The sequence below is a fragment of the Paracoccus stylophorae genome (genome assembly GCF_028553765.1).
Classification (GTDB): Bacteria; Pseudomonadota; Alphaproteobacteria; order Rhodobacterales; family Rhodobacteraceae; genus Paracoccus; species Paracoccus stylophorae.
In genome coordinates this window covers 1559180-1580682 of the sequence record NZ_CP067134.1, presented here as the reverse complement: position 1 = coordinate 1580682, position 21503 = coordinate 1559180, and the positions used below count along the sequence as shown (strand labels likewise).

The window sequence follows — 21503 nt, the reverse complement described above, 5'->3', positions numbered from 1 at the left end:
AGGTTTGATACTCGAGGAGGGCCGTGTTCCATCAAGCGCGGGCGGTCGCGGCGCCGACAGATATTTCAGCCAATCCGCCGCCTCGGCGCCCGAAAACGCACACGCCCCTGCCGCTTTCAAAACCCCTTGCCTCCCCCGAACCCGTTCCCTATACGGATCGGCGGAGACGTGGCCGAGTGGTCGAAGGCACACCCCTGCTAAGGGTGCAGGCGGGAAACCGCCTCGAGGGTTCGAATCCCTTCGTCTCCGCCACCCCCTTCTTTCACTGCACCTGATCCCCGGTCGGCGCCCGCAGCTTGCCGCATCCGCCGCAGCAGAACCACCCCTGCAAACTTGACAAATCGCGTGAGAACGCTGCAATCGGGGCACAGCGTCCGTCAGCGAAAGGCCCGTCATGGATCTGCGACAGCTCAGCCCGTCCATCGCCGTCTCGGCGCAGATCCGGCCCGATGAGGTGGCCGAGCTGGCGGCGGCCGGATTTCGGATCCTGATCAACAACCGCCCCGATCAGGAGGTCGATGCCGAAACCGATCACGACGCCATGGAAAAGGCGGCCCTGGAGGCGGGCATGAGCTATCATTACCTGCCGTTTCATCCCGGCCAGATCACGCCGCAATTGATCACCGATTTCACCGAGGCCGCGGGCGGGCGGGGTCCGGTTGTCGCCTATTGCCGGTCGGGGCATCGCAGCACCGTCCTGTGGGCGCTGAGTCAGGCGGGCAAGCGGCCGGAGGCCGAAATCCTGCAAATCGCCGCCGATGCCGGCTATGACCTGAGCCCGGTTCAGCCCTTGCTGGCGTCGCTGGCCAGCCGCAAGGGCTGATCCGGCGGGCAGGTCAGACCGGCACGTCCAGCGCCCGTTTCACATTCGCCGTCCAGCCCAGCAGGCGCAGATCGCCGGCGACGATGGCCGGACGTTTCATCACACTGGGCTTGTCGGCCATCATCCGGACCGGATCGGCGGCGCGTTCCTGATCCGACATGGCGCGCCAGGTCAGGCTGGCGCGGTTGACGATCTTGTCGCCGAATTCCTCGACCAGCGTTGCGCGCTCCGTGTCGGACAGCGGGTCCCTGGCGACATCGCGGAAATCGACGCTCCAGCCATGTTCCTGCAACGCGGCCTGCGCCTTCTGGCAGGTCGAGCAATGGCCGAGGCCGAACATCGTCAGCGTCTTCCACATGGCGGCAATCCCCGGACTTCAGATGAACGGAACGAAGGGCACGCCGCAGGCCGACAGGGTCAGCAGGGCGGCGATGGTCAGGGTCAGGCGCATGAATCAACCTTGGAAGAAGGGAAAGCGGGATGCGCAGGGGACGCCGGAACGCGCCCCCTGCGCGCATGTCAATCCAGCAGCGGCAGCAGCTTGTTCACCGAATCCTTGGCATCGCCATAGAACATGCGCGTGTTCTCTTTGAAGAACAGCGGGTTCTCGATCCCGGAATAGCCGGTGCCCTGCCCGCGCTTGGACACGAAGACTTGCTTGGCCTTCCACACCTCAAGCACCGGCATCCCGGCGATGGGGCTGTTCGGATCGTCCTGCGCGGCCGGATTCACGATGTCGTTGCTGCCGATGATGATGACCGCATCGGTGTTGGGGAAATCGTCGTTGATCTCGTCCATCTCCAGCACGATGTCATAGGGCACCTTGGCCTCGGCCAGCAGCACGTTCATGTGGCCGGGCAGCCGCCCCGCGACCGGGTGGATGGCGAAACGCACCTGCTTGCCGGCCGCGCGCAGCTTGCGCACCAGCTCGCTAACGGCCGACTGGGCCTGCGCCACCGCCATGCCGTAACCCGGCACGATCACCACGCTGTCGGCATCGTTCAGCGCGGCGGCCACGCCATCGGCGTCGATGGCGACCTGTTCGCCCTCGATCTGGGCGGCGGGTCCGGTCTCACCGCCAAAGCCGCCCAGGATCACGCTGACGAAATTGCGGTTCATCGCCTTGCACATGATATAGCTGAGGATCGCACCGGACGAGCCGACAAGCGCGCCGGTGACGATCAGCAGATCGTTCGACAGGGTAAAGCCGATCATCGCCGCCGCCCAGCCGGAATAGCTGTTCAGCATCGACACCACGACCGGCATGTCCGCCCCGCCGATGCCCATGATCAGGTGATAGCCGACGAAGAAGGCCAAGAGCGTGATCAGGATCAGCCAGAAGACGGCCGGCCCGACGCCGGTGAAGTAGAGAAGGCCGAAGATCAGCGACAATGCCACCGCACCGGCGTTCAGCATGTGCCCGCCGGGCAGCTTTTTCGGCTTGCCATCCAGACGGCCGGCCAGCTTGCCGAAGGCCACGACCGACCCGGTGAAGGTCACCGCGCCGATGAAGATGCCAAGAAACACCTCGATCTTCAGCATCGCGATCTCGGCCGGGGTCTTGTCGGCCAGCGCGGCGGCAAAGCCGATGAATTCATGCGTCAGGCCGTCGGCGCGGGCGCGCACGACGCGGCCCATCTCGATCTGGGCGTTGAAGCCGACAAAGACCGCGGCCAGACCGACCAGCGAATGCATCGCGGCGACAAGCTGCGGCATCTCGGTCATCTGGACGCGCTTGGCGATCACCCATCCGACCGCGCCGCCGATGGCCAGCATCAGGATCGACAGAAACCAGTTGCCCGCGCCCGGCCCGAACAGGGTTGCCAGCACCGCCAGCGCCATGCCGACGATGCCGTACCAGATCGCGCGCTTGGCGCTTTCCTGTCCCGACAATCCCCCAAGCGAGAGGATGAACAGGATCGCGGCGACCACATAGACGGCGGTGGTGAATCCGTATTCCATACGTCCTCTCCCTTACGATTTCTGGAACATGGCAAGCATGCGCCGGGTGACAAGGAAGCCGCCGAAGATGTTCACCCCCGCCATCAGCACCGCCAGCGTGGCAAGGATCACGACCCAGGCCGACCCCGATCCGATCTGCATCAGCGCGCCCAGCACGATGATCGAACTGATCGCGTTCGTCACCGCCATCAGCGGGGTGTGCAGCGAATGGGCGACGTTCCAGACGACGCGGAAGCCGACGAAACAGGCCAGCACGAAGACGATGAAATGCGACATGAAGCTGGCCGGAGCCACAAGGCCGATCAGCATCAGCACGACCGCGCCCGCCACCAGCATCGTCACCTGCGATCTGGTTTCCGCCTTGAAGGCCGCGACTTCCTGTGCGCGGCGCTGGTCGGGGGTCAGTTCGCGTTTCTTTTCCTTGGGCTTCTGCGCGGCGATGGCCGCGACCTTGGGTTTGGGCGGTGGATAGGTGATGTCGTGATCGTGGGTCACGGTGGCGCCGCGGATCACGTCATCATCCATGTTGTGGTCGATCACGCCGTCTTTCTTCGGCGTCAGATCGGTCAGGAAGTGACGGACATTGTTGCCGTAAAGCTCGGACGCCTGGGCGCCCATCCGGCTGGCAAAGTCGGTATAGCCGATGACGATCACGCCGTTTTCGGTCACGATGCGTTCGTCGGCGACGGTCAGTTCGCAGTTGCCGCCCTTTTCGGCGGCAAGATCGACGATCACGCTGCCGGGCTTCATCGCCTCGACCATGTCGCGGGTCCACAGGACCGGCGCGTCCCGCCCGGGGATCAGCGCGGTGGTGATGACCACGTCCATGTCGGGCGCAAGCTCGCGGAATTTCTTCAGCTGCGCTTCGCGGAACTCGGGGCTGGAGGGCGCGGCGTAGCCGCCCGTCTCGGCGCCGTCGGTCGTCTGCTGCTCGAAATCGAGATAGACGAATTCTGCGCCCATCGATTCGATCTGCTCGGCCACTTCGGGGCGCACGTCGAAGGCATAGACGCGCGCACCGAGGCTGGTCGCGGTGCCGATGGCGGCCAGCCCGGCGACGCCCGCGCCCACCACCAGGATCTTCGCCGGCGGCACCTTGCCCGCCGCCGTCACCTGCCCGGTAAAGAAGCGGCCGAAATTGTTCGCCGCCTCGATGACCGAGCGATAGCCGGCGATATTGGCCATGGACGACAGCGCGTCCATCTTCTGCGCCCGGCTGATGCGGGGCACCATGTCCATGGCGATGGCGGTGATGCCCTGCTGGCGGGCCTTTTCCAGCAGATCGGCATTCTGCGCCGGATAGAAGAACGAGATCAGGGTCTGCCCCTCGCGCATCTGTTCGATCTCGCCGTCGGATGGCTGGCGCACCTTGGCCACGACATCGACGGTCCCGATCAGATCCGCGGCGCTGTCCTTGATGGTCACGCCGGCCTTGCGATAATCCTCGTCCGAAAAGCCGGCAGCCGATCCGGCATGGCTTTGCACGAAGACCTCGTGACCCAGTTTCTGAAGATGCGTCGCAGAGGACGGCGTGATCGCCACCCGTGCCTCGCCTTCGGAACTTTCCTTCAATGCGCCAATCTTCATGGCGTGAATGCCCCCCATGTCTTCTGTTCGCGGTTGTGTCTGCATAGCACCGCGCAACAATCTTTCACAAGACCGCGTTGCGGCGCGCGATCATATCCCGGATGCAGGCCAGGATCGGCCTGAACGCGCCCGGCATGAAAAGGGGCCGCGCGATGATCTCGCGCGGCCCGACCTGGCCAGATCTCCGGCCCTGTCCCTCAGTTCGTGGTGGTCGATTCGGTCGCCGCATCGTCCGCTGCCGGGGCAGGTTCCTCGGTCGTGGCATCGTCCAGCGCCTCCGAGGCATCCTCGGCCGCGTTGTCGGCCGCAGTCGCCGCATCGGATGCAGTTTCCTCGATCGCCTGACCCGCGTCGTCCAGCGCCTCGCCCGTCGCGTCGGCCGCGTCATCGGCTGCGGCTGCGGCACTGTCGGCGGCGTCGTCGGCTGCGGCTGCGGCGTCGCTGGCCGCATCCTCGGTCGCGGCGGCCGCGTCGTCGGCGGCATCCTCGGTCGCGGTCGCGGCGCTGTCTGCTGCATCCTCGGCCTCGGCTGCGGCGTCGTCGGCGGCAGCTTCCGCGTCCGTCGCGGCGGCATCGGCCTCGGCGGCCGCGTCGTCACCGGTGGTGTCGATGGTCTCGATCGATTCCTCGATCACCACCGCATCGTCGGTGGCCGGCTCGGTCGCGGCGGTGTCGGCCTCTTCCGTCGTGGTGACGGTGGCCGGATCGGTCGCGTCGGTGTCGGCCTCTTCCGTGGTGGTGACGGTGGTGGTGTCACCTTCGACCGTGACCGGATCGTCGGTCATGAAGCGTTGCAGCACGAAATACGCCAGCGCCAGCGCCAACAGCACGCCGATGATCAGCGGCAAGGGCGACGACCGCCGCTCGACCGGTTCGACATAGGTTTCCTTGGGCGCGGCCGGATCGCTGTCCACCGGATTGGTGCGTTTGGGGTCGTTGGGGTCATAGGTCATAGCTGGCCTCCATAAAGACTTTTGAGAACACCGGGTTAGCGTTCCATCCCTTGGTGCAGCCCGGCGTTCCTGTCAATCGCTTAGACGAAACACGGCCTGTCTTGCGACCCGGCTGTCAGGCGACTAACACAGGCTGCACGGATCAGGTTCCGTCCGCCATACCGCTTTTTCAGCCCGAGGGTGTCATGTCGTCGACCCAAGCCGCGAATGCGCAATATCTTGCCGATTACCGCCCCTATCCCTTCATCCTCGACCAGACGGTGCTGGATTTCGCGCTGTCGCCCGACGCGACCGAGGTGACGGCGACCCTGTCGCTGCGTCCGCGCGAGGCGGTCGAGGATCTGGTTCTGGACGGCGGGCGCGGGGTCGAATTGCTGTCGCTGGACATCGACGGTCGCGCGCCCGACCCCGCCCATGTCCGCCGCGACGGCGAATCGCTGACCATTGCCGCCGCTGCCCTGCCCGATGCGCCCTTCGCGCTGACCACGCGGGTCCGGATCGACCCGTCCGCGAACACCGCGTTCGAGGGGCTGTATATCTCGGGCGGGATCTTCTGCACCCAGTGCGAAGCCGAAGGGTTCCGGCACATCACCTTCTATCCCGACCGTCCCGACGTGATGGCACCGTTCCGCGTGACGATCAGGTCGGACAAGCCCGTGCTGCTGTCGAACGGCAACCCGGTCGCGATCCGCGACGGGTTTGCCGAATGGAACGACCCCTGGCCCAAGCCCGCCTATCTGTTCGCGCTGGTCGCGGGCGATCTGGTGGCGGTCAGCGACCGGTTCACGACGCGATCCGGACGCCGGGTCGATCTGAATGTCTGGGTGCGTCCGGGCGATCAGGACCGCGCCGGTTTCGCCATGCAGTCCCTGATCAAGTCGATGCGATGGGACGAGGATGTCTATGGCCGCGAATACGATCTGGACGTGTTCAACATGGTCGCGGTCGACGATTTCAACATGGGGGCCATGGAAAACAAGGGGTTGAACATCTTCAACTCGAAACTGGTTCTGGCCAGCCCGGAAACCGCGACCGATGCCGATTACGAACGGATCGAGGCGGTGATCGCGCATGAATATTTCCACAACTGGACCGGCAACCGGATCACCTGCCGCGACTGGTTCCAGCTGTGCCTGAAAGAGGGGCTGACGGTCTTTCGCGACCAGCAGTTCACCGCCGACATGCGCAGCGCCCCGGTCAAGCGGATCGAGGATGTGCACACCCTGCGCGCCCGCCAGTTCCGCGAGGATCAGGGGCCGCTGGCCCATCCGGTCCGGCCCGAGCGGTATGAGGAAATCAACAATTTCTACACCGCCACCGTCTATGAAAAGGGCGCCGAACTGATCGGGATGCTGAAACGGCTGGTCGGCGATGACGGCTATGCCAGCGCGCTGGATCTGTATTTCGACCGCCACGACGGCGAGGCCGCCACGATCGAGGACTGGCTGGCCGTGTTTCAGGATGCGACCGGCCGCGATCTGACCCAGTTCAAACGCTGGTACACCGATGCCGGCACCCCGCATCTGACGATGACCGAGGACTGGGACGCGGGCGACAGGGGCGGTCGCCTGACGCTGAATTTCACCCAGCATACGCCGCCGACGCCCGGACAGGACGACAAGCCGCCGCGCGTGATCCCGATTGCGGTCGGGCTGATCGGCCCGAACGGCGACGAGGTTCAGCCGACCCGGATGCTGGAGATGACCGAGGCGCGGCAGAGCTTTACCTTCGACGGGCTGGGCGCGCGGCCGGTGGTGTCGGCGCTGCGCGGATTTTCGGCGCCGGTGATTCTGGATCGCCCGATCGACGACCGCAACCGCGCCTTTCTGCTGGCCCACGACACCGATCCCTTCGCGAGGTGGGAGGCGGGGCGCGATCTGGCGATGTCGGCGCTGATGTCGCTGGCGCAGGGGGGCGATGCCGGTGCGGATTTCATCGACGCCATCGGTCGTCTGGCCGCCGACCGGGACGCCGATCCCGCGTTCCGGGCGCTGTGCCTGATGCTGCCCGGCGAGGAAGAGATCGCAACCGCGCTTGCCGCGCGCGGCGCCACGCCCGATCCCGACGCCATCCACGCCGCGCGCGAGGATCTGGCCCGGCGCGTGGCTGAAGCCCATGCCGACCTGCTGGCCCGCCTTTACGACGCCATGGAGGTGCCCGGTCCCTATTCGCCCGATGCGGACGCGGCCGCGCGGCGGTCGCTGCGGATCGCGGCGCTTGGGCTGCTGAACCGGATCGACCGGGGCGACCGGGCCGAGGTTCTGTTCGGCACCGCCGGGAACATGACCGAACGCATGGCGGCGCTGAATTGCCTGATCCGGCGCGGACGCGGGCAGGCCGCGTTGCAGGCGCTGCACGACCGGTTCGGCGACAACCGGCTGGTGATGGACAAGTGGTTCTCGGTCCAGGTGATGGCCGCCCCGCCCCAGGATGCGGTCGCGGTGGCGACGCAACTGGCCGCGCGGCGCGATTTCGACTGGAAGAACCCGAACCGGTTCCGCGCGTTGCTGGGCGGGCTGGCGGCGAACCATGCCGGTTTTCACGCCGCCGACGGATCGGGCTACGACTTTACCGCCGACTGGCTGATGAAGATGGACGGCGCCAATCCGCAGATCGCCGCGCGCATGTCCACCGCGTTCGAAACCTGGCCGCGCTACGACAAGGGGCGGCGCGACCGGGCGCTGTCGGCGTTGCAGCGCATCGCGGCCATGCCCGACATCAGCCGCAATCTGCGCGAAATGGTGTCGCGCATGATCGCCGCCGGCGACAGGGACGCCGCATGAGGCGCGCGCACGGCGCGGCTTGCGGGGCTGCGCGGCGCAAGGCAGGATGGGCGGGATGAGTGACCGATACGCCGACGCAAGGGCCGAGATGCAGGCCCGTCTGGACCCGCTGATCGCCGAGCGGGCGCCGTGGCTGTATTCGGACCGCGCCCATCACCGCGCGGCGCGGCAGGTGATGCTGCGGCTGTTGCGCTATCCCCGCACGATCGAGCTTGCGGCCGAGTTCCGCGACCTGCCCATGCCCGAGATCATGCGCCGCATGTCCGACCTGATCGTGCGCGATGTGAGGGTTCAGGGGATGCAGCACATCCCGGCGACCGGCCCCGCGCTGATCGTGTCGAACCATCCGACCGGGATCGCGGACGGGATCGTGATGCACGCCGTCATGGCGCCGCTGCGCGACGATCTGTTCATCTATGCCAATCACGACATGATCCGCGTCCTGCCCCAGACCGAGGAGCTGATCGCCGGCGTCGAATGGCGGCAGGAAAAGCGCAGCCATGCCAAGACCAAGGCGACGATGGATTACACCCGCACCGCGCTGGCCGCCGGGCGGATCGGGCTGATCTTTCCCTCGGGCCGGCTGGCCAAGCGGCGCGGCCTGACGCTGCACGAACGGCCCTGGATGGCCAGCGCGGCGATGATCGCGCGCAAGTTCGGCGTGCCGGTCATTCCGCTGCGGATCCGGGCGCGCAACTCGGCGCTGTTCTATCTGCTGGACCGGCTGCACCCGACGCTGCGCGACGTGACCCTGTTCAACGAGGTGCTGAACAAGGCGCGTCAGCCCTATCGCATCACCGTGGGCCGCCCCATCGACCCCGCCACCCTGTCGCGCAACAGCGATGCGGCGATTGCGCAGCTGCGCGACGCGGTCCTGTCCCTGCCCCCGCCCGGGCCCGACGCGGCCGTGCTGGCGCGCGACGGTGCCCACGCGCGGCAGTCACGGGGCGCAAACAGCGTGGCGCGATCCTGAACCGGGCCGCAGCGCGCGCCGGCGCGGGCCGCCTTATCTGGTGTCGCTGTGACCCAGGGACCGCTCAGGGTCGATGCGGTCGCGGATCGCCTGCTTCAGCGCCTTGATCTCGGGAAACCCGCCATCGGCCTTGCGGTCCCAGATCTGCTGGCCGTCCAGCGCGATGCGAAAGACGCCGCCGGTATCATCGGCGATCAGCGTCACGCGCAGCCCGGTGCCGAAGGTGGACAGACATTCCTGCGCATACCAGCCGGCGCGCAGAAGCCAGTTGCAGCCGATGCAATAGGTGATTTCCAGATGTGCCATCAGATCGCCATGTCGTCGCGGTGAATCAATGCGGCGCGGCCGGGATAGCCCAGGATCGCCTCGATCTCGGCCGAGTGGTGGCCGGCGATCCGCCGCGCCTCGTCGCCGGTGTAACGGGTCAGGCCAAGGCCAAGCGTCTCGCCGGACGGCGCGGCGATGGCCACCGGATCGCCGCGCCCGAATTCGCCGATGATGTCGCGCACCCCCGCAGGCAACAGCGACTTGCCGCTGCGCAGGGCGCGGGCCGCGCCGTCATCCACGATCAGCGTGCCCTTGGGCTTCATCGCCGCGATCCAGCGTTTGCGCGCCGCCTGCGGATCGCCGTCGGGCAAGAACCAGCTGGCACGCGCGCCACCCGCCACCGCCGACAGCGGCCGCATGACCGACCCTTCGGCAATCGCCATCGCGCAGCCGCCGGCAATGGCCGTGCGCGCGGCCATCAGCTTGGTTTTCATGCCGCCGCGCGACAGGCCCGAGACCGGATCGCCGCCCATCGCCACGATCTCGGCCGTCAGATGTTCGATCACCGGCAGGTGGCGCGCGTCCGGGTCGGTCTTGGGGTTCGCGGTATACAGCCCGTCCACATCCGACAGCAGCAGCAGCTGATCGGCGCCGCAGGTCACGGCGATCTGCGCGGCCAGCCGGTCGTTGTCGCCATAGCGGATCTCGTCGGTGGCGACGGTGTCGTTTTCGTTCACGATGGGCACGACGCCCAGCATCAGCAGCGTCTGCAAGGTCGCGCGGCTGTTCAGATAGCGCCGCCGGTCGGCGCTGTCCTCCAGCGTCAGCAGGATCTGCGCGGTCTTGACCCCGTGCGGCGCGAGCGCGTCCTCATAGGCGCGGGCCAGCCGGATCTGCCCGACCGCCGCCGCCGCCTGCGCCTGTTCCAGCGGCAGCGCGCCCGGCCCCAGATCCAGCACCCGCCGCCCAAGCGCGATCGATCCGGACGAGACCAGCACCACATCGACGCCCCGCCGCCGCCAGTCGGCCACATCGTCGCACAGCCCGCGCAGCCAGACGGCATTCAGCCCGTCCGCCCCGACCAACAGGGCCGAGCCGATCTTGATCACCAGCCTTCGGGCGGTGGCAAGCGACGGGGCTAGGGCTGCCATGTCGCCTCGGCCTGGCCGTCGTCCTGGACGCGGGTCGGCGCGATGCGCGACCACAGGGCGCGCAGAACCTCGGGCACGCCCAGCTTCGCCACGCCAGACATCGCGTGGACCGGGCCGCCGATCTCGGCCTCCAGCGCGGCCTTGCGTTCGGCGATGGTCGCATCGTCCAGCGCGTCGATCTTGTTCAGCGCCGTGACCCGCGGCTTGTCCATCAGCACCGGGGAATAGGCGGCAAGTTCGGTCAGGATCGTGCGGGCATCGCCCGCCACATCCTCGGACGTGCCATCGACCAGGTGCAGCAGCACGTTGCTGCGTTCGACATGGCCCAGAAACTGATCGCCCAGGCCGCGCCCCTCGCTGGCGCCTTCGATCAGGCCGGGAATGTCGGCCATGACGAATTCGCGCCCGTCGATGCCGACGACGCCCAGATTGGGATGCAGCGTGGTGAAGGGATAATCCGCGATGCGCGGCCTTGCGTTCGACACCGCCGCCAGAAAGGTCGATTTGCCGGCATTAGGCAGCCCGACCAGCCCCGCATCCGCGATCAGCTTCAGCCGCAGCCAGATGGTGCGTTCGACCCCCGGCTGGCCGGGATTGGCGGTGCGCGGCGCGCGGTTGGTCGAGGTCTTGAAATGCAGATTGCCCCAGCCCCCGTTGCCGCCGCGGGCCAGCAGGACGCGTTGGCCGGCTTCGGTCAGATCGGCGATCACCGTCTGTTCGTCCTCTTCCAGGATCTCGGTGCCCACCGGCACCTTCAGCACGATGTCGTCGCCCGATCTGCCGGTCATCTGGCTGCCCATGCCGTGCTGGCCGGACTTGGCGAAGAAATGCTGCTGATAGCGGAAATCGATCAGCGTGTTCAGCCCCTCGACGGCTTCGGCCCAGACATCGCCGCCGCGCCCGCCATCGCCGCCGTCGGGGCCGCCATATTCGATGAACTTCTCGCGCCGGAACGACACGCAGCCCGCGCCGCCGCCGCCGGAACGGATATGGACTTTGGCGAGGTCGAGAAATTTCATGGCGCAGCTCCTGTTCAGGGGGATGCGATACGCGCGCGAAGATGATCGTGCAAGTGCCGCGGCGGGCGCGCATGGTCCCGCATTCGCCCCGCCTTCCGCGCAGCCGGCCCTTTTCGTGGACGCGCCCGGTGCCTAGATGAAAGGCAGGAGGCCGCCATGATCCATTTCGACAACAGCTATGCCCGCCTGCCCGACGGCTTTTTCGCCCGCGTCCGGCCGACGCCGGTCAGCCAGCCCGCGTTGCTGGCCCTGAACGCCGATCTGGCCCGGCGTCTGGGGCTTGACGCCGACTGGCTGCAAGGTCCGGCGGGCGTGGCGATGTTTGCCGGCAACACCATGCCCGAAGGGGCCGAGCCCATCGCGCAGGCCTATGCCGGCCATCAGTTCGGCGGCTTCGTGCCGCAGCTTGGCGACGGGCGCGCGGTGTTGCTGGGCGAGGTGGTCGCACCGGACGGGGCGCGTTTCGACATCCAGCTGAAGGGCAGCGGCAAGACGCCGTTCTCGCGGCGCGGGGACGGGCGCGCGTGGCTGGGTCCGGTGCTGCGCGAATATGTCGTCAGCGAATTCATGCACGCGATGGGCGTGCCCACGACCCGCGCCCTGGCCGCCGTGACCACCGGCGAGACGGTCTGGCGCGATGACGGCCTGCCCGGTGCGGTGCTGACCCGCGTTGCGTCCAGCCATATCCGCGTGGGCACCTTCCAGTATTTCGCCGTGCGCGGAAACGAGGACGCGCTGGCCGCGCTGACCGATCACGTCATCGCACGCCATTATCCGCAGGCGACCGGGCCGCTGTCGCTGCTGGATCATGTCGTGACGCGGCAGGCCGAGACGATTGCGCGCTGGATGGCGCTTGGCTTCATCCACGGGGTGATGAACACCGACAACATGGCCATTTCGGGCGAGACCATCGACTATGGTCCCTGCGCAATCATGGATGTGTATCATCCCGATACCGTGTTCTCGTCCATCGACCAGATGGGCCGCTATGCCTGGGCGCAGCAGCCGCAGATCGCGGTCTGGAACCTGGCGCAGTTCGCCACCTGCCTGATTCCGCTGATGGGCGAGCGTGAGGCGGCGGTCGAGGCGGCGACCCGGTCCGTCCACGCCTTCGCGCCGCTGTATCAGGCGGCGTGGCTGCGGCTGTTCGGGGAAAAGCTGGGCCTGACCGAGGCCGCGCCGGTCCAGGATCTGGCCGAACGCCTGCTGTCGATGATGGCCGCCCAGCGGGCGGATTTCACCCGCGTCTTCGCGGGGCTTGCCGACGGCACCGCGCGCGACGAGTTCAGCGACCGCGAGGCGTTCGACCTGTGGGCGCAGGACTGGCAGGCGCAGGACCCCGACCCGGCGCTGATGGCACATGCCAACCCGCGCCGCATCCCGCGCAACCACCGCGTGGAAGAGGCAATCGGCGCCGCCGTCGACGGCGATCTTGCGCCCTTCCAGCGCCTGTTCGAGGCGGTCACCCATCCGCGCGAGGATCGCCCCGAGTGGCGCGACCTGGCCCGCGCCCCGCGCCCCGACGAGGCGGTCCGCCAGACCTTCTGCGGCACCTGAGGCCGCAATTCCGGCCGGGACCGAGGCAAAGGGGGGCGTTGCCCCCCATCCTCTTGCAGAGGATTCCCCCCAAGGTATTTTGAAAGAGTGCGAGGCGGACGGGGCGATGACGGTGCTGCGAATTGCAAGCTATAACCTGCACAAATGTCGCGGGCTGACCGGCCCGCACGCGCCCGAACGCAATCTGGCCGTCATCGCCGCGCTGAAGCCCGACATCATCGCGCTGCAAGAGGTCGATTTCCGCTATGGCGCGCGGCCCGAGGCGCTGCCACGCGCGCTGATCGCGCGGACCACCGGGCTGGTGCCCGCCGACATCACCGGGCGCACCGGCGCGAACTCGCTTGGCTGGCACGGGCAGACCATCCTGATGCGACCCGATCTGGCCGACGAGGCGGTGGTCCGGCGCCTGCCCCTGCCTGGGATCGAGCCGCGCGGCGCGCTGGTTCTGCGGTTTCCGACGCTGACCGTCATCGGGGTTCATCTGGGGCTGGCGCGGTCGTCGCGCCGGGCGCAGCTGGCACGGATCACGGCGCAGGCGTCGCGGATCGCCGACGACAACATCGTCCTGCTGGGCGATTTCAACGAATGGCGCGACGATCGCGGGCTTGAATCGCTGGCCGGGTTCCGGGTGATCGCGCCCGGCCCCTCGTACCCCGCGCCGATGCCGCGCTTTCGTCTGGACCGGATCGCCATGTCGCAGCACCTGACCCTGCGCCGCCACGGCGTATTCACCGGCGCCGGCGCGCGCGAGGCGTCGGACCACCTGCCGATCTGGGCCGAGATCGTGGTGCCCTGACAGATTGCGGCTTTCGGCCTGTGCGGCGCGCCGCTATGTAGGCGCTGACCCAAGGCAACGGAGGACCCGATGAGCGCCATTATCGACATTTTCGCCCGCGAGATTCTGGACAGTCGCGGCAATCCGACAGTCGAGGTCGATGTGACGCTGGAGGATGGCACGATGGGCCGCGCGGCCGTGCCCTCGGGCGCGTCCACCGGCGCGCACGAGGCGGTCGAAAAGCGGGATGGCGATGCGGCGCGTTACCTGGGCAAGGGCGTGCTGGAGGCGGTGGCCTCCGTGAACGGCGAGATCGCGGAAAACCTGATCGGCGAGGATGCCACCGAACAGCGCGCCATCGACGCGCTGATGTGCGATCTGGACGGCACTCCGAACAAGGCCCGCCTGGGCGCGAACGCCATCCTCGGCGTGTCGCTGGCGGTGGCGAAGGCTGCGGCGGAGGACTGCATGCAGCCGCTGTATCGCTATGTCGGCGGCACGGCGGCGCGCATCCTGCCGGTGCCGATGATGAACATCATCAATGGCGGCGAACATGCCGACAACCCCATCGACATCCAGGAATTCATGATCATGCCGGTCGCGGCGGAGAACATCCGCGAGGCCGTGCGCATGGGGTCCGAGATCTTCCACACGCTGAAGAAGGAATTGTCGGCGGCGGGTCTGTCGACCGGCATCGGCGACGAGGGCGGCTTTGCGCCGAACCTGTCCAGCACCCGCGACGCGCTGGATTTCATCCTGCGGGCGGTCGAAAAGGCGGGCTTCCGGCCCGGCGACGACATCATGCTGGCGCTGGACTGCGCCGCGACCGAATATTTCAGGAACGGCACATACGAGATGACGGGCGAGGGCAGATCGCTGTCGCCGGCCGAGAACGTCGAGTATCTGGCGGGGCTGTGCGGCGACTATCCGATCCTGTCGATCGAGGATGGCTGCGCCGAGGATGACTGGGACGGCTGGAAGCTGCTGACCGACCGGCTTGGCGACCGGGTGCAGCTGGTCGGCGACGATCTGTTCGTGACCAACCCGGCGCGTCTGGCCGACGGCATCGCGCGGGGCTGCGGCAACAGCCTGCTGGTGAAGGTCAACCAGATCGGCACGCTGTCGGAAACGCTGGACGCGGTGCGCATGGCCGATCGCGCGGGCTTTACCAGCGTGATGAGCCATCGTTCGGGCGAGACCGAGGACGCCACCATCGCGGATCTGGCGGTCGCCACGAATTGCGGCCAGATCAAGACCGGCAGCCTGGCGCGGTCGGACCGGCTGGCGAAATACAACCAGCTGATCCGGATCGAGGAAATGCTGGGCGAGACGGCCGAATACGCCGGCCGGTCGATCCTGCGCTGAAAGGTCCGGCCCCGGCGCCTGTCCTGCGTCGGGACCGGGACCGCGTTGCGCCCGGGTGACGTGAAGGCAGGTGAAAAAGCGGAAACTCTGACCGCGCTGCCCCCTCGACAGATGTCGAACAGTGGCTAAACTGCGGCGCCATGCAGGGCGGAAAATCGTCGGGGCACACGCCCCATCCGACCCGCTTGGAGGAGATTACATGAAAGATTCCAAAAGCCTGGATCGGCGTTCCTTTCTGACCCGCGCCTCGGTCGGCGGGGCGGCGGCGGCGGCCGGCACGGCCCTGGCCGCGCCTGCCATCGCGCAGGAGTCGCCGACGATCAACTGGCGACTGGCCTCGTCCTTTCCGAAATCGCTGGACACGATCTTCGGCGGCGGAGACGAGTTGTCGATTAGGCTGAAGGAAGCCACCGACGGCAAGTTCAACATCCAGGTATTCGCCGCGGGCGAAATCGTGCCGGGGCTGGACGCGATCAACGCCGCCACCGACGGCACCGTCGAATGCGCGCATTCGGTGGGCTATTACAACTGGGGCAAGGACCCGGCCTTCGCCTGCGGCGCCGATCTGCCCTTCACCTTCTCGGCCCGCGCCAAGGCGGCCTACAACTATCACGGCGGCGGGATCGAGAATTACAACGAATTTCTGGAACAATACAGCCTGATCGCGTTTCCGGGCGGCAATACCGGCGTGCAGATGGGCGGCTGGTATCGCAAGGAAATCAACACGCTGGCCGATCTTCAGGGGCTGAAGATGCGGATTTCCGGGCTGGCCGGCCGGGTGGTCGAAAAGCTGGGCGTCGTGCCGCAGCAACTGGCCGGCGGGGACGTCTATCCCTCGCTGGAGAAGGGCACCATCGACGCCGCCGAATGGGTCGGTCCCTATGACGACAACAAGCTGGGATTCCAGAAGGTTGCGCCGTATTACTATTACCCCGGCTTCTGGGAGGGCGGACCGTCGGTCAGCTTCTTCATCAACAAGGCCAAGTGGGACGAATTGCCCGACACCTACAAGTCGCTGCTGCGGTCCTGCTGTCAGGCGGTCGACCAGAACATGCTGGCCGAATACGACATGAAGAACCCGACCGCGCTGAAGGAACTGGTCGGCGCCGGCGCGCAGCTGCGGTCCTTCAGCGAGGATGTGATGAACGCCGCGTTCGAGGCCGCGAACGAGGTCTATGCCGAACTGTCGAACGAGAACGAGTGGTTCAAGAAACAGTACGAGGCGATGCTGCCCTATCGCAACGACTGGTATCTCTATGCCCAGACGGCGGAATACACGTTCGACACGTTCATGATGATCCAGCAGCGCAACGGCAAGCTGGAACCGGGCGGCAGCCAGTAAGGCGCGCCCGCCGGATGCAGAAAGGCCGCCGCGAGGGATCGCGGCGGCCGTTTTCTTTCGACGCGCAGGCTGCGCCCTGTCGTCGTCAGTTGCCGCCGCCAAGTCCGGGCGGGGGACCGTCAAGGCCCAGCCCGCCGGAATTGCCGGAGGATGCACCCTCGGCTTCGCCCGCCGGCGCGGCCTGGGTTCCGGGCGCGGGTTCGGCGGGTCCGTCGGCCGGCGCGCCGAAATTGGGTAGACCGCCCAAGCCGCCCAGGCCGATGTCGGGGGTCGCCCCGGTGCCGCCCTGCTCGCCGCCCGCCGGCGCCTGACCGAAGGGCGAGCCGCCCAACCCGCCAAAGCCGCCCAGCCCGCCAAGTCCGCCCTCACCCCCGGAGGGGATCTGGATGCGGGCGCCCGACGCCTCGATCGGCGCGCCCTTGTAGTGCATGACCAGCTGCGGGAAGGTGATCACCACCGCGATCATCACGATCTGGATGAACACGAACGGCACCGCGCCCCAATAGATCTGGCTGGTCTTCACGGGCTGCATCGTCTGGCCGGTGACGCGGTCCGTATAGGGGGCCTGCGGCGCCACGGATCGCAGATAGAACAGCGCAAAGCCGAAGGGCGGATGCATGAAGCTGGTCTGCATGTTCACGCCCAGAATGACGCCGAACCAGATCAGGTCGATCCCAAGCGTCTCGGCCGCGGGGGCCAGCAGCGGCACGATGATGAACGCAAGCTCGAAGAAGTCGAGGAAGAACGCCAGCAGGAACACCAGCAGCGACACAGCGACCAGAAAGCCGTATTCGCCGCCCGGCAGCGATGTCAGCAGATGTTCCACCCACAGATGGCCGTTCACGCCATAGAAGGTCAGCGAAAAGATCCGCGCGCCGATCAGGATGAACATGACGAAGGCCGACAGCCGCGTGGTCGAGGCCAGCGCCGAACTGATCACGCCCAGATTCAGCCGCCGCTTGACGCCGGCCAGGGCCAGCGCGCCGACCGCGCCCATCGCGCCCCCCTCGGTCGGGGTGGCGACGCCCAGAAAGATCGTGCCCAGCACCAGAAAGATCAGCGCAAGCGGCGGGATCAGCACGATCACCACCTGCTGCGCCAGGCGCGACATCAGCCCGATCTTCAGCGACCGGTCGGCAAGCGCCACCAGATAGACCGCGATCACCGCGATTGCCGCGGCCAGAATGTCGGCATCGTTGCCCTGCGTGGGATACAGCCATCTCCAGGACAGCCAGAACACCCCGACACCCGCCGCCAGCGCCACCAGCAGCGAGGTCAGACCCGACCCCAGGGTCCGCGCCTCCTTGGGCAGGGCGGGAACGGAATCGGGCCGCACGATGGACAGCACGAAGATATAGCCCAGATAGATCCCGGTCAGGATCAGGCCGGGGATCAGCGCGCCTTTGTACATGTCGCCGACCGAACGGCCAAGCTGGTCGGCCAGCACGATCAGCACCAGCGACGGCGGAATGATCTGCGCCAGCGTTCCCGACGCGGTGATCGCCCCCGCCGCCACCCGCCTGTCATAGCCATAGCGCAGCATGATCGGCAACGAGATCAGCCCCATCGCGATGACCGAGGCCGCGACCACGCCGGTCGTCGCCGCCAGCAGCGCGCCGACGATGATGACGGCATAGGCCAGACCGCCGCGCACCGGGCCGAAAAGCTGGCCGATCGTGTCCAGCAGATCCTCGGCCATGCCGGATTTCTCCAGCACGATGCCCATGAAGGTGAAGAACGGCACGGCCAGCAATGTCTCGTTGGCGACGACCCCTCCGAAGAACCGGTCGGGGATCGCGCGCAGCAGCGGCCAGCTGAGATTGATCGACCCGTTCGACAGCGGCGCCAGTTCGACCCCGATCACGAAGAACAAGAGCCCGTTGGCCCCCAGGGCGAAGGCGACCGGATAGCCCAGCAGCAGGAAGACGATCAGCGAGACGAACATGATCGGCGCCATGTTCTGCGCAATGAGTTCCATCATGTGCGGTCATCCTTGCGCAGGTCGTCGCGCCGCGTTTCGGGCGCCTGTTCGTCATAGTCGAAGCCGGTCAGCGCCCGCAGATTCTCGTCCACCTCGATCGGGGCGTGATGGCTGGTCGGCGGGTGCGGATCGTCGATCAACCCGCGCATCACCGCGATCTTCTTGATGATTTCGGAAATGCCCTGAAGAAACAGCAGCAGGAACCCCACGAACAGCAGCGTCTTGGCCGGCCACAGGATCAGGCCGCCTGCGTTCATCGACATCTCGCCCGAATTGATGCTGCGCAGCAGCCATGGCCAGACGAACCACAGCGTCACCATCACCACCGGCATCAGCAGAAAGATCGTGCCCAGAAGGTCGATCCAGTGCTGGGTCCGGCGTTTGAGCGTGCCATACAGGATGTCGATCCGGATATGTTCGTTCTCCAGCAGCGTATAGGCGGCGGCCAGCAGAAACGCCCCGCCATACAGATACCACTGCAACTCAAGCCAGGCATTCGACGAGATGCTGAAGATCTTGCGGATGACCGCGTTGGTCGCGCTGACGAAGATCGCCAGCAGGATCAGCCACGACGCGCTGCGACCGATGACGGTGTTGATACGGTCGATGCCGCGAGACAGGGCCAGAAGGCCGCCCATGAGATCCTCCCTCGATCACGGCGCGCGGGGTCGCGCCTTGCCGGCCGCGCCGGCCGGTCTTTTATCCGCCGCGGGTATGCGCGAAAGGCGGGTGCTGCGTCAACAAAATCCGGTCTCAGCGTGCGCCGAATGTCGCGAACGCCACCAGCATCGCGGTTTCCGTCAGGACCGAGGTTGCGCCCAGAACGTCGCCGGTCTGGCCGCCCAGCCAGATCCGCGCCCGGCGCATCACCAGCAGGCTGGCTGTCAGCCCCGCCGCCAGCGCGGCCCACGCAGCCGGTCCCGCGGGAAACAGTAGCAACAGCGCGATCAGCCCGGCTGCGGCGACGCTGCGCGTGCCCGGCCTGCCCGCATCCCGGCCCAGCCCGTTGCGCCGCGCAGGCGCCAGCCGCGCCATCGCCAGCACGATACCCGCGCGCCCGCCGGCGGAGGCGGCGATCAGGTGCCACGGGCCAAGCACGCTCAGCGACGCGATTCGTGCGGCGGTGACCAGCAGCAGCGTCATCGTGCCGAAGCTGCCGATCCGCGAATCGCGCATGATCGCCAGCCGGGATTCGGCATCGCGCCCGCCCGCCGCATCGGCCAGATCGGCCAGCGCATCCTCGTGCAGCGCGCCGGTCAGCCAGACGGACAGCGCCACCGACAGCACCGCCATCAGCAAAGGCGGGCCGGACCACAGCAGCGGCAGCGCGGCCAGCCCGCCGACCGCCGCGCCCACGATTGGAAAGGCCCATGCGCTGCCTGACAGGCGCAGCCGGCGCGCCGGCAGCAGATGCGCCAGCGGAACCCGCGTCAGAAACACCAGCGCCAGCAGCAGCTGCGCCGCGCGCTCAGGCAATGCCGGCCTCGGCGAAGGTGGCCATGCCGTCGTGACAGGCAATCGCGCCCCGCAGCACCATCAGCGCGACCGCCGCTCCCGTCCCCTCGCCCAGCCGCATGTCCAGGGACAGCACCGGCTGCATCCCCAGCGAGGCGATCAGCCGGCGATGACCGGGTTCGGCGCTTTCATGGCCGATCAGGCAATGGGCCAGCGCGTCCGCGTCGTCGCGGATCAGCACGCCCGCCGCGGCGGTGCAGATGAAGCCGTCCAGGATCACCGGCAGGCCCAACTCGCGCGCGCGCAGCACCGCGCCGCAGATCGCGGCCTGTTCGCGCCCGCCGAAGGCGGCCAGCGTCGTGCGGGCCGATACCGGTTCGTGACGCGCCAGCCCGGCTGCGACGGCGCGACGCTTGTTGTCCAGCACCTCGCCCTCGGCGCCGGTGCCGGGGCCGACCCAATCCTCGGCCCGGCCGCCAAAGACCGACGCCGCCAGCGCCGCCGCCACGGTCGAATTGCCGATCCCCATCTCGCCCAGGATCAGGATGTCGGCGTCTTTGTCCACCGCATCGGCCCCCGCATGCATCGCCGCCGCGACCTCGTCGGGCGACATCGCCGCGCCTTGCGTGAAATCGTCGGTCGGCCGGTCCAGATCCAGCGGCACGACCGACAGGCTGGCGCCGGCGATCTTGCAAAGCTGGTTGATCGCCGCCCCGCCCGCCGCGAAGTTGCGCACCATCAGCGCCGTGACCTCGGCCGGGAACGGGTTGACCCCTTGGGCCACGACGCCGTGATTACCGGCAAAGACCAGCGCCTGCGCGCGGTCCAGCCGGGGCCGCGCCTGCCCCTGCCAGCCGGCCATGAAGATCGCCAGATCCTCAAGCCGGCCAAGCGATCCGGGCGGTTTCGTCAGGCTGTCCTGACGTTCGCGTGCGGCCTGGGCCGCCGTCGGGTCAAATTCCGTCATCCTCGTTCCCTCGTGCAGGTTTCAGGCGCAGCGGCTGGCCGCTGATGGAGATCCAGACCTCGTCGGCGGCATCGGCCACTGCCTGGTTCATCCAGCCGTGGCGGTCGCGGAACCGGCGCGCCAGCGCGTTGTCGGGCACGATCCCCTGCCCCAGCTCGTTCGTGACCAGCACGACGGGCGACGCCTGCGCGCGCAGGGTGGCGATCAGCGCGTCGATATCTTCGGACCCCAGACAGTTCGACAGCCACAGCGTCAGGCAATCGACCAGCCGCACCCCCTGCCCGTCCGTCTCGCGCAGCGCGCGGGCCAGATCGACCGGTTCCTCGACGGTCCGCCAGCCTGCGCCGCGGCGGCGGCGATGCCGGGCGATCCGTTCGGCCATCTCGGCATCGCCCGGCTGCGCCGTGGCCACATAGATCCGCGCCGTGCCGTGCCGCGCCGCCAGCCTTTCGGCCAGCGCCGATTTGCCCGACCGCGCCCCGCCCGTCACCAGCGTGATATGTCCATCCCGGCTCATCGCCGGCATCTGTTCCACAAGCCGGC

The 21503-nt window shown here is 67.5% G+C and carries 19 protein-coding genes and 1 tRNA gene; 8 read left to right on the top strand and 12 right to left on the bottom strand.

Annotated features, from left to right (window positions below):
- The first annotated feature begins 162 nt into the window (after nt 1-162).
- Together JHW45_RS07760 and JHW45_RS07755 are read left to right on the top strand one after the other, a co-directional pair.
- Nucleotides 163-252, top strand: a tRNA-Ser gene (locus JHW45_RS07760).
- A 142-nt stretch (nt 253-394) separates the two neighbouring features.
- Nucleotides 395-823, top strand: coding sequence for a protein tyrosine phosphatase family protein (locus tag JHW45_RS07755; RefSeq protein WP_272860305.1), 429 nt, complete (start codon nt 395-397; stop codon nt 821-823).
- 13 nt (nt 824-836) lie between these two features.
- On the opposite strand, the gene JHW45_RS07750 is transcribed toward JHW45_RS07755, so the two are convergent.
- The 4 genes from JHW45_RS07750 to JHW45_RS07735 all read right to left on the bottom strand — a co-directional run bounded on the left by JHW45_RS07750 (nt 837) and on the right by JHW45_RS07735 (nt 5325).
- The gene (locus tag JHW45_RS07750; RefSeq protein ID WP_272860304.1) at nt 837-1181 is read right to left on the bottom strand and encodes an arsenate reductase family protein; all 345 of its coding nucleotides are present in this window, start codon (nt 1179-1181) and stop codon (nt 837-839) included.
- Nucleotides 1182-1342: 161 nt separating this feature from the next.
- A complete protein-coding gene (locus JHW45_RS07745; protein WP_272860303.1) occupies nt 1343-2785 on the bottom strand; it encodes an NAD(P)(+) transhydrogenase (Re/Si-specific) subunit beta in 1443 nt (480 codons plus the stop codon).
- 12 nt (nt 2786-2797) lie between these two features.
- Nucleotides 2798-4372, bottom strand: coding sequence for a Re/Si-specific NAD(P)(+) transhydrogenase subunit alpha (locus JHW45_RS07740; protein WP_272860302.1), 1575 nt, complete (start codon nt 4370-4372; stop codon nt 2798-2800).
- A gap of 197 nt (nt 4373-4569) precedes the next feature.
- Nucleotides 4570-5325, bottom strand: a complete 756-nt coding sequence (locus JHW45_RS07735; RefSeq protein WP_272860301.1) for a hypothetical protein — start codon at nt 5323-5325, stop codon at nt 4570-4572.
- Between the two features lie 185 nt (nt 5326-5510).
- Here JHW45_RS07735 and pepN point away from each other — a divergent pair, with 185 nt between their 5' ends.
- On the top strand, nt 5511-8108 hold the full coding sequence (gene pepN / locus JHW45_RS07730) for an aminopeptidase N (RefSeq protein WP_272860300.1): 2598 nt from the start codon (nt 5511-5513) through the stop codon (nt 8106-8108).
- Between the two features lie 55 nt (nt 8109-8163).
- A complete protein-coding gene (locus JHW45_RS07725; RefSeq protein WP_272860299.1) occupies nt 8164-9081 on the top strand; it encodes a 1-acyl-sn-glycerol-3-phosphate acyltransferase in 918 nt (305 codons plus the stop codon).
- Nucleotides 9082-9114: 33 nt separating this feature from the next.
- Here the strand turns inward: JHW45_RS07725 and JHW45_RS07720 are convergent, their stop codons facing one another.
- From JHW45_RS07720 to obgE, 3 genes are read right to left on the bottom strand one after another with little or no spacing between them, the layout of a single operon-like run.
- A complete protein-coding gene (locus JHW45_RS07720) occupies nt 9115-9387 on the bottom strand; it encodes an Rdx family protein (protein WP_272860298.1) in 273 nt (90 codons plus the stop codon).
- Nucleotides 9387-10499, bottom strand: a complete 1113-nt coding sequence (gene proB, locus JHW45_RS07715; protein WP_272860297.1) for a glutamate 5-kinase — start codon at nt 10497-10499, stop codon at nt 9387-9389. The genes JHW45_RS07720 and proB overlap by 1 nt, the downstream gene beginning before the upstream one ends.
- Nucleotides 10487-11518 (bottom strand): GTPase ObgE, encoded by a 1032-nt coding sequence (gene obgE, locus JHW45_RS07710; protein ID WP_272860296.1) that lies wholly within the window; start codon nt 11516-11518, stop codon nt 10487-10489. The genes proB and obgE overlap by 13 nt, the downstream gene beginning before the upstream one ends.
- Nucleotides 11519-11674: 156 nt before the next feature.
- On the opposite strand from obgE, the gene JHW45_RS07705 reads away from it, so the two are divergent.
- The 4 genes from JHW45_RS07705 (at nt 11675) to JHW45_RS07690 (ending at nt 16557) form a co-directional block, all read left to right on the top strand.
- On the top strand, nt 11675-13075 hold the full coding sequence (locus JHW45_RS07705; protein ID WP_272860295.1) for a protein adenylyltransferase SelO: 1401 nt from the start codon (nt 11675-11677) through the stop codon (nt 13073-13075).
- Between the two features lie 106 nt (nt 13076-13181).
- Nucleotides 13182-13871, top strand: a complete 690-nt coding sequence (locus JHW45_RS07700) for an endonuclease/exonuclease/phosphatase family protein (RefSeq protein ID WP_272860294.1) — start codon at nt 13182-13184, stop codon at nt 13869-13871.
- Nucleotides 13872-13940: 69 nt separating this feature from the next.
- On the top strand, nt 13941-15215 hold the full coding sequence (eno, locus tag JHW45_RS07695; protein ID WP_272860293.1) for a phosphopyruvate hydratase: 1275 nt from the start codon (nt 13941-13943) through the stop codon (nt 15213-15215).
- 217 nt (nt 15216-15432) lie between these two features.
- Entirely contained in the window at nt 15433-16557 is a 1125-nt protein-coding gene (locus JHW45_RS07690) for a TRAP transporter substrate-binding protein (protein ID WP_272860569.1), read from the top strand.
- A gap of 85 nt (nt 16558-16642) precedes the next feature.
- Here JHW45_RS07690 and JHW45_RS07685 read toward each other — a convergent pair whose 3' ends face one another.
- The 5 genes from JHW45_RS07685 to cobU form a co-directional block, all read right to left on the bottom strand.
- A complete protein-coding gene (locus JHW45_RS07685; protein ID WP_272860292.1) occupies nt 16643-18538 on the bottom strand; it encodes a TRAP transporter large permease in 1896 nt (631 codons plus the stop codon).
- Nucleotides 18535-19176, bottom strand: coding sequence for a TRAP transporter small permease subunit (locus JHW45_RS07680; RefSeq protein WP_272860291.1), 642 nt, complete (start codon nt 19174-19176; stop codon nt 18535-18537). Before JHW45_RS07680 ends, JHW45_RS07685 begins: the two co-directional genes overlap by 4 nt.
- Before the next feature lie 115 nt (nt 19177-19291).
- Entirely contained in the window at nt 19292-20014 is a 723-nt protein-coding gene (locus JHW45_RS07675) for an adenosylcobinamide-GDP ribazoletransferase (protein WP_272860290.1), read from the bottom strand.
- Nucleotides 20007-20960 (bottom strand): nicotinate-nucleotide--dimethylbenzimidazole phosphoribosyltransferase, encoded by a 954-nt coding sequence (cobT, locus tag JHW45_RS07670; RefSeq protein WP_272860289.1) that lies wholly within the window; start codon nt 20958-20960, stop codon nt 20007-20009. Before cobT ends, JHW45_RS07675 begins: the two co-directional genes overlap by 8 nt.
- Complete coding sequence (gene cobU, locus JHW45_RS07665; protein ID WP_272860288.1) at nt 20947-21477, bottom strand: bifunctional adenosylcobinamide kinase/adenosylcobinamide-phosphate guanylyltransferase; 531 nt, start codon at nt 21475-21477, stop codon at nt 20947-20949. Before cobU ends, cobT begins: the two co-directional genes overlap by 14 nt.
- Between the last annotated feature and the right edge of the window lie 26 nt (nt 21478-21503).